General features: G+C 52.3%; 12 protein-coding genes. All 12 read right to left on the reverse strand.

Annotated elements, in window-relative coordinates; all coding sequences use genetic code 11:
- The coding region (locus R6U67_RS12350; RefSeq protein ID WP_410252835.1) for a Uma2 family endonuclease at nucleotides 1–245 on the reverse strand (245 nt) is incomplete at its 3' end.
- 117 nt (nucleotides 246–362) lie between these two features.
- Nucleotides 363–1,655 carry a radical SAM protein gene (locus tag R6U67_RS12355; RefSeq protein ID WP_410252829.1) on the reverse strand — a complete coding sequence of 431 codons (1,293 nt, stop codon included), beginning with the start codon at nucleotides 1,653–1,655 and terminating at the stop codon, nucleotides 363–365.
- Nucleotides 1,656–1,751: 96 nt separating this feature from the next.
- Nucleotides 1,752–3,173: a nitrogenase component 1 gene (locus R6U67_RS12360; protein ID WP_410252830.1), complete on the reverse strand. Its 1,422-nt coding sequence runs from the start codon at nucleotides 3,171–3,173 to the stop codon at nucleotides 1,752–1,754.
- Between the two features lie 206 nt (nucleotides 3,174–3,379).
- Nucleotides 3,380–4,726, reverse strand: coding sequence for a nitrogenase iron-molybdenum cofactor biosynthesis protein NifE (gene nifE, locus R6U67_RS12365; RefSeq protein ID WP_087710653.1), 1,347 nt, complete (start codon nucleotides 4,724–4,726; stop codon nucleotides 3,380–3,382).
- A gap of 215 nt (nucleotides 4,727–4,941) precedes the next feature.
- Complete coding sequence (locus R6U67_RS12370; RefSeq protein WP_087710651.1) at nucleotides 4,942–5,250, reverse strand: (2Fe-2S) ferredoxin domain-containing protein; 309 nt, start codon at nucleotides 5,248–5,250, stop codon at nucleotides 4,942–4,944.
- 67 nt (nucleotides 5,251–5,317) lie between these two features.
- On the reverse strand, nucleotides 5,318–6,691 hold the full coding sequence (gene nifK / locus R6U67_RS12375; RefSeq protein WP_087710649.1) for a nitrogenase molybdenum-iron protein subunit beta: 1,374 nt from the start codon (nucleotides 6,689–6,691) through the stop codon (nucleotides 5,318–5,320).
- A 229-nt stretch (nucleotides 6,692–6,920) separates the two neighbouring features.
- Nucleotides 6,921–8,582 (reverse strand): nitrogenase molybdenum-iron protein alpha chain, encoded by a 1,662-nt coding sequence (gene nifD, locus R6U67_RS12380; RefSeq protein ID WP_410252831.1) that lies wholly within the window; start codon nucleotides 8,580–8,582, stop codon nucleotides 6,921–6,923.
- 14 nt (nucleotides 8,583–8,596) lie between these two features.
- Nucleotides 8,597–8,992 (reverse strand): P-II family nitrogen regulator, encoded by a 396-nt coding sequence (locus tag R6U67_RS12385; RefSeq protein ID WP_170188423.1) that lies wholly within the window; start codon nucleotides 8,990–8,992, stop codon nucleotides 8,597–8,599.
- A 56-nt stretch (nucleotides 8,993–9,048) separates the two neighbouring features.
- Nucleotides 9,049–9,408: a P-II family nitrogen regulator gene (locus tag R6U67_RS12390; RefSeq protein WP_410252832.1), complete on the reverse strand. Its 360-nt coding sequence runs from the start codon at nucleotides 9,406–9,408 to the stop codon at nucleotides 9,049–9,051.
- 90 nt (nucleotides 9,409–9,498) lie between these two features.
- Complete coding sequence (nifH, locus tag R6U67_RS12395) at nucleotides 9,499–10,329, reverse strand: nitrogenase iron protein (protein WP_087710640.1); 831 nt, start codon at nucleotides 10,327–10,329, stop codon at nucleotides 9,499–9,501.
- A 664-nt stretch (nucleotides 10,330–10,993) separates the two neighbouring features.
- Entirely contained in the window at nucleotides 10,994–11,965 is a 972-nt protein-coding gene (gene nifU, locus R6U67_RS12400) for a Fe-S cluster assembly protein NifU (RefSeq protein ID WP_410252833.1), read from the reverse strand.
- Nucleotides 11,966–12,071: 106 nt separating this feature from the next.
- On the reverse strand, nucleotides 12,072–13,283 hold the full coding sequence (gene nifS, locus R6U67_RS12405) for a cysteine desulfurase NifS (RefSeq protein WP_410252834.1): 1,212 nt from the start codon (nucleotides 13,281–13,283) through the stop codon (nucleotides 12,072–12,074).
- Nucleotides 13,284–13,344 lie beyond the last annotated feature (61 nt).

The raw sequence follows: 13,344 nt of genomic DNA on the forward strand, positions 1-13,344 counted from the left end.
GGATAAAAGAAACTATTACGCTGTGCCACCCGCAGTTTCATATCTGACAGATACACCCGACAGCCACGTCCTCGCACATGATTACGCAGCATTATGGCTAAATTTAAGGCAATCGTAACATGGCTGTCACTCGCGCCGGCCATGGCATAGACATCGCCATTGAGATATTCATGTTTAATCTCGCTGGTAGATTCAAGGCGTAGATATTCTTCTGGGGTGAGGGGGAAGTCGGAGGATGCCATCATTGCCGTTGCCATGAACTCATACTCCGATTATACTCAGCCGGAAGAGTCCCACAAAAAAGCCCCACTCCGAGAGGGAATGGGACCATGAGAGACGAACACATGAAAACGAGAATCTCCTTAGCCGCAGCCAGTTCCGGTTCCTTTACAGACTTTCTCGCCGACGCTACGATTGCGACCCCGTAAGGCCGTAACATCGCCGCCGTTGTAGAGGGTCTGTAATCCGGCTTCCATGAATCCGGTCATCTCGACAATCAAGAGTCCCGATTCTCGCAAAATCTGCCGGGGAGACTCGCCAATCCCACTGACGAGGAGGGCGCGACAGTCTTGTAACTGGTCAGCTAACAGTTTCCAACGCCGTGGCCCCATACCCCGTTCTGGGGTGGGTCGTTCTTCCACGAGGGCAAAACCATCTGGGGTTTGTTGCCAAATCTGTAACCGCACTGCATCGCCGAGATGTTCGTTGACTAACACCCCTTCAAAGGTGGCGACGGCGACGTAGGGACGTTCGACTTCTGGCTTGCGGGGTAGGGTGGAACAGTCGGTGAGACAGCCCCGGAACTCCTCAGAACGGTCTTCACCCAGTAAGCCCACAGCGTCGGCGCGGCAACGGGTACAGTGGGTCATGGGGGTGATGAATTCCCCAGCATGACGACGCAAGACGGCCATTTCTTTGGGTGCGGGTTCGGGTAAGACGCCGAAGGGAGTGTCTGGGGTAGGATACATAGGCATGGCGTTGAATAAATCCACACCCATGGCGGCGACGGTTTCGGCAATTTCGATCGCATGATGGTCATTCACCCCTGGAATCACCACGGTGTTGACTTTCACCACCACATCAGCAGCTTTCAAGGCCCGAATCGCCTCCATCTGACGACTCAACAGGCGTTCCGCCCCCTGTCGTCCGCGCAACACCAGGTTTCCATCCCGGAACCAGCGATAGACTTTGGCACCAATGTCAGGATCGATCGCATTCACAGTCACCGTCACATGAGACACCCCAATACGGGCAATTTCTTCGACATGTTCTGCTTTTAATCCCATCCCATTCGTGGCGAGACAGAGGATTAAATCCGGGAAGCGTTCCCGCAACAGGCGCATGGTTTCCAGGGTTTCCCAAGCATTGGCAAAGGGGTCTCCCGGCCCGGCAATTCCGGCGACGGTGATGCGGGGTTCTTTCTCTAGGATTTGCGCCATGTACTCGGCCGCCTGATGGGGTTCGAGGACTTTACTGGTGACACCGGGACGGCTTTCGTTGACGCAATCATATTTACGATTGCAGAAGTTGCATTGCACGTTGCATTTGGGGGCAACGGGAAGGTGCACTCTCCCAAATTTCCCTTTAATTTTAGGGTTGAAACAGGGATGTTGGTCGAGGTTTAAGGGGGTTTTGGTGGAGTTTAGGGTAGTCATAAGGCAAAAGAAGGCAAAAGGCAAAAGGCAAAAGGCAAGAGGCAAAAGAAGGCAAGAGGCAAAAGGCAAGAGGCAAGAGGCAAGCTAACAATAGGGTTAGATATAGCCGTAGCCGACGGGGGAATCTCGTTGTTTTTTGGCGATGATGGCGTTTACCGTTAAATCAAAGAGGTTTTGGCTGCCCCGATAGCCGAGATGGAGGATGCGTTGTCCGCCCATGCGATCGTGGATGGGGAAGCCGACGCGAATCAGGGGAATCCCTTGTTCGCGGGCGAAGCTGTAGCCTTTGCTGTTGCCCATGAGGAAGTCCGGCTTCAGGGTGAGGGCATCTTGGGCAATGTCGAAGAAGTCCACGTCGTCTCGGACTTGGGGGGCTTCTCGTAGCAGTCCGTCGGTGACGGCGGCGATCGCATCTTTGAGATAGCCACTCGACCCCCCAGAGGCGCAGAGAACCGGCTGAACGCCAATTTCTGAGAGAAAAGCCGTTAAACCCACCACCAGGTCTTCTTCGCCGTAGACAATTGCCCGTTTGCCAAAGAGATACTTATGGCCATCGGCATAGGCATCTAGGAGACGACCTCGTTCTAGGTCGTGGCGGCGGGGGATGGGGCGCTTACTGAGGTGAGAAAGGGTCTTGAACAAGCGATCGCTCTCGCGCACCCCAATGGGCATTCCCATCGCATAAAGCGGCACACCGGCTTTCTCTTGCAACAGTTCGCCCCCCGTATCGCCACAGGCCGAGAGAACGCGGCCAAACTCAATCGAGGCGATCGCCTGAGGCATTTTGCGAATCGATTGGAGGGAGGTTCCTCCAGATGTGAGTTTCTCATATTCCGCCATCACAGGGGCATCGAGAGTATCAGAATAGTCCGGGAGAATCGTCGGTTCTAAGCCAAAGTCCTCACAGACATCCCGCAGATGCCGTAAATCCGCCGTCGAGACAAATCCCGGCATCAGATTCAGAGGTTTCGTGCCAATTTTCACCTCCTCCTGGCTCGATTGGGGAATGGGAGCGTCGGTTAGGGCAATTTGGGCGATGGTCTCCCGCACAACGGCATGAAACCCTTCCATATGGGTCCCGGAATAGCTGGCGGTGGAGACGTTAACAACCGGAATCTCAGGATTGGGACATTCAGCATCGGCATCAACACGCCATTCTCGCAACAACATACTCACATCATCGCCGATGGTTTCGGTTAAACAGGTTGTCGCCACACCAACGGCGTTCGGCGTGTATTTATCAATGGAGTTGTTTAACCCCAGTTTGAGGTTAGACCCCCCACCATACACGGCGTGTTTTTCACTCAGAGAAGACGAGGCGATATCAATGGGTTCGCGGAAATGGCTGATAATATAGCGACGCATATAAGTCGCACAACCCTGAGACCCATGCAGAAACGGCATCGTTCCTTCAATCCCCCGAAAGGCAATACAAGCCCCGAGAGGTTTGCACAGTTTGCAGGCATTGGTTGTGGAAATATAGGGATGACCGGTTTTGAGTTTTGCGGTGTGTTTCATGGTTTTAGAGAAGGCAAAAGGCAAGAGGCAAAAGGCAAGAGGGGTAGGGTGTGTTCCGGCTTGCAACTATTATCAACGTTGGGCGTTCAATTAGAACTTGCCGGAACGCACCGCTCGCTGGGGGAACACACCCCGGCCCCCTCCGGTGGAGGGGAGGACCCACCCCGCCCTGGCGGGCACCCCTCCCTAGAGGGGAGATGTAGGGATTAGCCTGTTCGACGGGGCATGAATTGCCAGACTGGACTCATCACAGTGCTGTGAACTTCTCGGGCGAAATTCAACATTCCTTCAAAGCCTTCTAGGGCTTCCTTGCGTTCGTGATTGTGGTCGCAAAATCCTAAACCTAACTTGTAGGCAATGGGACGCTCTTTGACGCCACCAACAAAGATATCTACATCCTTTTCTTGCAGAAATGCCGACAGTTCTAAGGGATTAGAATCATCCACAATAATCGTTCCTTCGTCGGTGATTTCTTGCAGTTCTTGATAATCCTCTTTCGTCCCGGTTTGTGACCCCACCATGACCACATCCATCCCCAAGAGACGGAAGGCTTTGACCAGGGAGAAGGCTTTGAACGAGCCGCCGACGTAAATCGCCGCTTTTTTTCCTTCTAAGTCTTTCCGGTATTCCAACAGTTTAGGATAGAGAATTGAGAGTTCTTCTCGAACAACAAGTTGGGCGCGTTTGAGAATTTCTGGGTCATCCTTGAAGAAGCGGGCAACTTTGTATAAGGATTCTGCCATGTCTTCGACACCAAAATACGAAACTCGTTCAAAAGGAACGCCGTAGGTGTCTTGCATCATTTTAGCTAAATCTAAGGTGGCCCCGGAACATTGAACCACATTCAGGGCCGCGCCGTGCGATCGCGAGATATCGGCTACCCGACCATCTCCAGTGATGTTGGCCACCACCTGAACCCCCATTTTCTCGAAGTATTGCCGGATAATCCAGATTTCTCCGGCTAGGTTGAAGTCTCCGAGGATGTTAATACTGTGAGGGGAAATGTCGGAGGTGTCACCGGTTCCCACTAGGCGGAACATGGCTTTACAAGCGGCATTGTATCCCGCCCGTTTGTTGCCCTTAAACCCTTCCGATTGCACGGGAATCACGGGGATTCCGGTTACGTCTGTCACTTGATTGCAAATGGCTTCTAAGTTGTCGCCAATAATGCCCACAATACAAGTTGAATAGACAAAAGCCGCATTGGGTTCATAGCGTTCAATCAGTTCGAGAAGGGCATTTTTCAGTTTCTCTTCACCGCCAAAAATGACATCTCGTTCTTGTAAATCTGTTGAAAAACTGAGGCGGTGCAGTTCAGGACCGGAGGATAACGCACCGCGAATGTCCCAGGTATAGACGGCACAGCCGACGGGACCGTGAACGAGATGCAACGCATCGGCGATGGGGTAGAGGACAACCCGTGAACCGCAGAAGACACAGGCCCGTTGGCTGACTGCCCCGGCCAGGCTTTGTTTGTTGCATTCGATCGCAAACGGTTCTTTGCCTTTACGGTAAATTTGCGTTTCACGACCTTTGAGAACAGTCGGTTCCATGGTTAGAAGCTCGAAAGAATGAACAAGGAACACCTAACAACACATCGGTTGGGTTGGTTTGACCCGTTTCTTAATTGTGTTGTCAGTTGTTCGGGGGGTTGACTGGGGTGAGCGGTGGCAATAACAGTAAATCGAGAATAATTCCTGTTAGTTTGTGTTAGAAAACTCTCCAGCAATTTACTGTTATTGCTGTTAACGCTCATTTTTGGAAGCAGCTACTTCGTCAGTAGATACTCGTCGGCGGTTCCGCCTTCTTCGAGGGCATCGAGGATCTCATCGAGAGCATCCTCGTCCACATTGCCGTACCAGTCTCCTTGGGGATAGACCATGAGGACGGGACCGCGATCGCACATCTTGAGACAGCCAGTCGTCGAGACCACCACATCTTCCAAATCGCGATCGATCAGTTCATTTTCCAGGTACTGCACCAGGCTCAAAGAGCCTTTCTTGGTACAAGCACCTTGGGCGTCGCCACGGGTGCGGAACCCGCCACAGATAAACAAATGATGTTTGGGAGTTTGCATGATTGTTCTCCACAATTGCAAAAGGGATTAAGAGGGGAAGCGGCTAACGCCGTCCCCCAGGGTGAGGTTAGAGAACTAACTCAAAGGTTTCGTCAGCATCATCGCGATCCTTGCGATCGAGCAGGGTGTTGATGATGGTGCAAAGCAGATGTAAACTGCCGCCGTAGCCAAGGGTGGGGAAGTAGCTATGTCCCACACGGTCGAGGATGGGCCAACCGTAGCGGACAAACGGCACATCTTCGGCCCGAGCGATATACTTGCCGTAAACATTGCTGATGAGCAGATCCACCGGTTCTTGTTTCATCAACTGGTGCAGATAGAACAAGTCCTCATTATCGCGAATCACCGCTTCAGGAACCGTCTCGCCTAGAATCCCTTGAAGGCGATCGCGGAAATACTTAGACTCCGCCCCAGTAATGACATAGACCGGCTTCGCACCACAGGTCACCAGCATTTCCACCAGAGGAACCACCTGATCCGGGTCTCCGGCGATCGCCACCCGTTTCTCATACAGATAAGACTGCATATCCGTCATCACATCCACCAGGCGACCGCGAGCGTTGACAATCTCGTCCGTCGGCTGAGTTCCGGTGACCTCCATCAGAGTTTGCACCAGGCGGTCCGTCGCGGCCACCCCAATCGGTAAATCTAAGATGTGATAGGGAACCTCACATTTGGCGTCGAGGGCGATCGCCGCCTGGGTGCTGGCCTCGGGGCCGAGGGCGATCGTTGCTAAACTATCCCCAGTGGTTTTCAGGGCCTCAACCGTCGTTCCACCCTGAGGATACATTTGGAAATGCCCAGTTTGCGGCGTATCCACCACATCAGACGTATCCGGGAACGTCACCGCATCAATGCCCCAAGTCGCGAGCATTTGTTTCAATTCGCGAGTGTCTGACGGTTCAACATAACCCGGAATCAAATTCACCTGATTACGCGACTCACCGCTGCGTTCAGACAAATACTTCACCATCGACGCCGTCATATTCGACCAACCGGTGATGTGACAACCCACATAACTCGGAGTATTGGCATGAATCACCGTTTTTCCTTCAGGAATCACACCACTTTCATGGGCCTCCCGCACAATCGTCGGGATATCATCGCCAATCGTTTCCGACAGACAAGTCGTCGTAATCGCCACCACCGGGGGATCATACAACTGGTAGATCGTTTGCAAGGCTTTGCGGAGATTCGCACCGCCACCGAACACCGCCGTTCCTTCCGTAAAAGAACTCGTCGCCGCCATAATCGGTTCCCGGAAATGGCGGGTCAGGTGAGAACGGTGATAGGAACAGCAGCCCTGAGACCCATGAGAATGGGGTAAACAGCCATGAATCCCCAGGGCAGAATACATCGCACCAATCGGTTGACAGGTTTTCGCCGGGTTAACCCGTAAGGCTTTGCGTTCAACTAAAGTCGTAGGAGTTGCGTCTAACATGATCTTTGGGAATGTAGGGAACAGGGGGAAGAAGGGAACAGGGAACAGGGAACAGGGAACAGGGGTAGGGTGTGTTCCGGCTTCAATCAAGATGAAGCTCCGACCAACCGGTTAAAACTTGCCGGAACGCACCGTTCTGGGCAGGATTCGGGGTAGGCTTCGTAGGGGCGAAAAATTTTTCGCCCCTACATTGGGCGTTCTTGCCGGAACGCACCGTTCTGGGCTGGGATTAGTTCAGCCAGGGGGCCTTGACGTACTTCCAAACAGGAGTATTGACCCGTAAATCGACATCCTTCGCAAAATTGACCGCACCCCGGAACCCAGCAAAAGGTCCACCGTAGTCATAGTTGTGCAGTTGCTTACAAGGAATGCCCAACTTCTCAATCACGTACTTGTCCTTAATCCCAGACCCAATCAAATCTGGTTTAAAGCGTTCAATCAGCACATCGAGTTCATGGTGGGAGATATTGTCCACCAGCAGGGTTCCCTCACCCATATCCGGCATCATGCCCTTGTAATCCTTGAGGGTTTTGTTCTCCTCCATTTTGGCAAGAGCTGCTTCCGAAAATGGGGGCTTATACCGTTCGGGATCTTGCTTGACGTGGATTTCTTCAATGTTGCGGCTGTCGGCATCAACTTTGATGTTCGGCAATGCCTCGCGACCTTCGTAGTCATCCCGGTGAGCAAACTCATAGCCAGCGACCACCGTCTTCATACCCAAGTCTGCAAACAACTCTTGGTAATGGTGCGCCCGCGAGCCACCCACAAATAGGAAGACGGTCTTTCCAGTTAGCCGTTCACGATAGGTCGCCAGTTGAGCCTCGGTTTCTGCCATCTCTTCGGCGATGACCGTCTCAATGCGTTCCGTGAGTTTCGGGTCATCGAAGACTTCGGCAATCTTGCGTAAACTCTTGGCAAAGGCATTGACGCCAATGAAGTTCACCTTAATCCAGGGAATCCCGAATTTGGTTTCCATCATGTCCGCCATGTAGTTAATCGAACGGTGGCACATGACCAGGTTCAACTTCGCCAAATGGGACTCAGTGGCTTCATCGTAGGACCCATCACCACTAAACTTGCTGATGACTTCAATGCCACATTTTTCCAGAACCCGCTCGATTTCCCAGGTATCGCCGCCAATGTTGTACTCACCCATCAAGTTGACGGTGTAACCTTCGACCTCTTCGGCCGCTTCATTGGTCCCGACCCAATTTTTAAAGAAACCATTGTTGGCGATGTGGTGTCCAGCGGATTGACTCACGCCTTTATAGCCTTCACAGTTAAAGGCAACAATGCTAATGCCGAGTTTCTCGGACATTTCCCGAGAGACGCCTTGAATGTCATCCCCAATCAGTCCCACAGGACAGGTGGAGTGAACGGTAATCGCTGGGGGTTGGAAGATGTCATAGGCTTCCTGAATCGCTTGGCGGAGTTTGGTCATCCCACCAAAAACGATGTCATGTTCCGTCAAGTCGGTGGTAAAGCAGTAGTTGACGAAGTTGCGGCCATTGGCCCGAGCGCGGAATTGGTTGCGGCGAATGAGCCAGGAATAATAGGAACAACCCACGGGACCATGAACAATGTGAACCACATCGCCAATGGGACCGACGACCACCCCTTTACAGCCAGCAAAGGCGCAACCCCGCTGGGTGATGATGCCGGGTGTCGTGCGGACGTTGGCATCAATGGTTTGTTCGGGAACATTGGGGTCACGGACCACAATATGTTTGGCCCGTTTTTTGGCGACTTTGGCCGGATAGGCCTCGACAATGTCTTTAACGGCGGTCTGAGTCGTGGTTGGGTCGATGGGAGAGGGAGCTTGCTTCACATCCTGGGAAGCTTGGGCGATTTGGCGTTCCAAATCGGCTTGGGTGCGTGCTGTGTCAGTCATGAGGGGTTCCTCGGTTAACCAGTCATTTCATCAAGGGCAACTCGTCCGGTTTCTCCGGTGCGGACGCGAACCGTCTCAGTCACCGGAAGGACGAAGATTTTGCCATCACCGGGATTTCGGGTTTGATTTGTACGAACGAGGGTGGTGACAACCTGCTCAACTTGCTCGTCAGTCACAACGATGCTGAGAAGGCGTTTGGGAATCAATCGGGGAATCCGTCCCAGGAGGGGGAGGACTTCACTGGCATACTCGGGATTCTGATTGAGCGCTTCGACGGCTTCGGCTTCGATGGCCTGTCGCCCTCGTCCGGTCACTTTCACCGCATTGAATCCCGGAAATCCGGCATCCACGAGCGCTTGTTTGGTGCGCCCGATTTGGTTCATGCGAATTACGGCTAAAACTTCTTTCATGGGTCTGTTTCGCGTTCTGACGCGACCTCGCAGTTAGGGAGAACAAGGATTAGGGGTTAAACGGTGACGGTGGTTTTCTCGTCAGCAGTTTCCTTGACTCCGGTACTGATGGTATAGACTTCCTCGACGGGGCTAACGAAGACTTTACCATCGCCGTAGGCACCTTCGGTTCCGGTGCGAGCGGCATCGAGAATAATGCCAATGACGGCATTTTTGTGATGTTCGTCAATGACGAGCATTAACAGTTCTTTGGGCAGTTCGTCGTAAACGACGTTGCCGATTTTCAGTCCCCGCTGTTTGCCGCGTCCAAAGACATCGATTTTGGTAACGGCGGGATAGCCTGCATCGAGCAAGGCTTGCAAGACATCGGGGGTCTTTTCGGGGCGCACGATCGCCCGTATCATAATGTTAGTCATGATCTGCAATGAGCAATAGACAATAAAAGGGGGGAGACTCTCCCCCCAGAGATTCCGGGGGATGAATATTGCACAGCTCAAGCTGTCGCTTTAAACCGTGGCGTAGAGTCCAAATTCCATGAGCAGGGTTTCAAGTTCTTCGTTAGCCAGCGGCTTGGGAATCACATGATTGGTGTTCTCATCAATCGCTTTTGCTAAGTTGCGGTAGTGGTCTGCCTGCTCGGACTCGGGAGCATATTCAATTACCGTCTGGCGGTTCAGTTCCGCGTGTTGAACAATGTTGTCCCGAGGCATGAAGTAAATCATTTGTGTTCCCAGGGATTTCGCCAAGGCGGAGATGAGTTCATCTTCCCGGTCCACTTTACGGGAGTTACAAATCAGTCCACCGAGACGCACACCACCGGAAACGGCATATTTCTGAATCCCACGGCAGATGTTGTTGGCGGCATACATAGCCATCATTTCGCCGGAGGTGACGATGTAGATTTCTTGGGCTTTTCCTTCCCGAATTGGCATGGCAAAGCCACCACAAACCACGTCTCCAAGTACATCGTAGAAGGCGTAGTCGAGTCCCACTTCTTCTTCGTATGCTCCGAGTTGTTCGAGCATACTGATAGAGGTGATAATCCCCCGTCCAGCACAGCCGACACCGGGTTCAGGACCGCCGGATTCCACACAGAGGGTTTTCCCAAACCCTTCTTTGCGGATATCGTCGAGTTCGACTTCGTCTCCTTCTTCCCGCAGGCTGTCTAAAACACTCTTCTGGTGCAAGCCTCCGAGGAGAAGACGGGTGGAGTCGGCTTTGGGGTCACAGCCAACAATCATGACTTTGCGACCGAGTTCGACTAAACCTGCCACGGTGTTTTGGGTGGTGGTGGATTTGCCGATTCCGCCTTTTCCGTAAACAGCAATCTTACGCATGATTCAACCTCGTATTTGTAGAATCTAAATTTCTGTTGTTGGGGCAGAATGGCGCTTGAAGCTGAGGAGAGTTAGAAGGTTCTGCTCATTCTAGGCGCTCGTTCTGTCCAAGATGATTGGGGTGACAGAGGTTGTTCTGATTTCGGGTTAGAAGAATCTCTGTTGCTCCTTTTTTCATCTGAATCCACTATAGGGTTTATTTTTGATAGTAACTGTAGCATTAGCTGCAAAATAGAAGTTTTATTTGTTTTTGTTTGATGCGTATTTTGAAGTATTTTTAACAGTTTTATTTTTTCTTAATGAAAAACCTTATGAAATGTTTTTTTGTTCTAGCTAAACCAATAAGAGTAGCCATAAACGCGCCACTGGCGGAGGGCGATCGCAAGGGTTCGCCCCTACGGCAAAATTTAAAAAAATGCTCTTCAGGATATAGAGTGGAATGGGTTACATTCGATACAAAATTGTAGTAGGGGCGAAAAATTTTTCGCCCCTACAGAAAGAAAATTTTTCGCCCCTACAGAAAGAGATGTACTTTTCCCTAAATTGTCCTGGTCACCGTGAATCCAGAAGACCCAAAAAAAACTGTAGAGCGCACAGACGGACTCTACAGTAATCTCTAGGATTTAATTTTGAAATGATTGATGTCTGGATGAGGTGGTTACTCTTAGACTTCGAGGGTTTCCAGGACTAAATCGGGGGCAACGCGATCGCGCAGGGTTCGTTCAATAAAGCCTTTGAGGGTTAGGCGAGAACTGGCACATTGTCCACAGGCCCCTTGCAGCGAAACATAGACCAAATTGCCATCGACATCATAGAGATCCACATCACCGCCATCTTCGAGTAAGACAGGACGAATCTCCTGATTTAACACCGACTGAATTAAGGCAATTTTCTCTAAGTTGGTCAATTTGGGAGTTTTGGCAGAGACAGCTTCCTGACTGGGGATTGTAGTCTGGGTTGCCGTAGTCTGGGTTGGTGTGGTCTGGGTTGGCGCGGTCTGGGTTGCCGTAGTCTGGGTTGGCGCGGTCTGGGTTGTCGTGGGAGTTTCATAGACTTCTGCCACGAGATCATCGAGTTCAGCTAAACAAGATCCGCAACCACCACCTGCTTTAATGTAGTTCGTCACCGCTTCGGCGCTGGTGAGATGATTATCGCGAATGACTCGTTTGATGCGATGTTCGGTCACGCCAAAGCATTGACAGATTAGAGGAGACTCGTCATCGTCCTCATCGATCGCCGGTGAGACCCCGTGATAATTGGCAATGGCTGCTTCCAAGGCTTCTTGTCCCATAACCGAACAGTGCATCTTCTCTTGAGGCAATCCCCCAAGAAATTCAGCAATGGTGCGGTTATCGATGCGTAAGGCTTCGTCGAGGGTTTTGCCCTTAATGAGATCCGTTAACGCCGACGACGAGGCGATCGCACTGGCGCAACCAAAGGTCTGAAATCGGGCATCGAGAATCAAATCATTGGCTTTCTGAATCCGCAGATGCAGCCGCAGGGCATCCCCGCAGGCAATGCTTCCCACTTCTCCGACCGCGATCGCATCTTCCTCACGACAATCTTCTAGGGCGATCGCCCCCATATTATGGGGTTCGTGAAACAGGGTCATAACTTTGTCAGTGTAATCCCACATGATGAGGCTCCTTCCAGAATAAGGGAACAGGGAACAGGGAACAGGGAACAGGCATAACCCACCCCTAACCCCTCCCAAGAGGGGATGGCAAAAGGCAAGAGGGAGGTTAGGCGATGCCGACTCGTTGAGTTTGTTCTTGTAACCAGGGATGAGTGGCTTCGTTGTCTCGGGAAAAGGGAGAGAGATCTCGTAACCGTTCAATCATCGGCGATATCACCGCTAAAACCTGTTCAATCTCGGCGGCGGTGGTGTAGCGCGAGAGACTAAAGCGAATCGAACCATGCAGCAGCGTATAGGGTAACCCCATCGCCCGCAGGACATGAGACGGTTGCAACGAACCCGACGTGCAAGCCGAACCCGACGAGGCACAAATCCCTTCGCGATCGAGAGACAGTAAAATCGCCTCTCCTTCAACATATTTAAATCCGATATTGGCCGTATTCGGTAACCGTAGGCCGGGATGGCCGTTGCGTTGCGTATCCGAAATAGTGCTGAGAATGCCTTGTTCGAGGCGATCGCGCAACTGACTCATACGAGTATGATCCTCGCCAAAGCTGTTCAGCGTTAACTGCGCCGCCTTCCCTAAACCGATAATCCCAGGGACATTCTCCGTTCCCCCCCGTCGTCCCCGTTCCTGATGGCCGCCCGCCAGCAAGGGACGGAAGCGCACACCCCGGCGGACATACAACACGCCAATGCCTTTCGGACCATGAAACTTATGACCGGAGAGAACTAGAAAATCAATGACACCGCTGCTGACATCGAGGGGAATCTTACCCGCCGCTTGAACCGCATCAACGTGAAACAAGATCCCGCGTTCCTTCGCCAGATGGCCAATGCGTTCAATGGGGAAAATGGTTCCCGTTTCGTTGTTGGCGGCCATGACTGAAATTAAGGCCGTGTCGTCACGGATGGCCCGCCGCAACTCTTCTAACTTCAGTTGTCCTTTACCGTCCACCCCTAAATAGGTCACACTATAGCCTTGTTTTTCCAGCCGTTGCAGGGGTTTGAGGATGGCGGGATGTTCAACAGCGGTGGTGATGATATGGCGTTTGTCCGGTTGACTGTCGAGGGCGGCGCGGATGGCGGCGTTGTCGCCCTCGGTTCCGCAACTGGTGAAGATGATTTCATTGGGTTCGGCGTGAATCAGGGCCGCGATCGCCTCGCGACTTTGACGCAGGCCACGGGCAACCTGTCCCCCGAAGCGGTGCATACTGGAGGGATTGCCGTAAAACTGCGTGAAGTAGGGCGACATGGCCTCATAGACTTCAGGGGCGACGCAGGTGGTGGCGTTGTTATCAAGATAAATGACTGACATGGTGGGGGCGAGGTGGGGGGGCGAGGGGGGCTGAGGCTACGTCAGGGGTTGACGGTAGCGA

Origin of the sequence: Sodalinema sp., assembly GCF_046483825.1 — a bacterium.
Lineage (GTDB): Bacteria > Cyanobacteriota > Cyanobacteriia > Cyanobacteriales > Geitlerinemataceae > Sodalinema.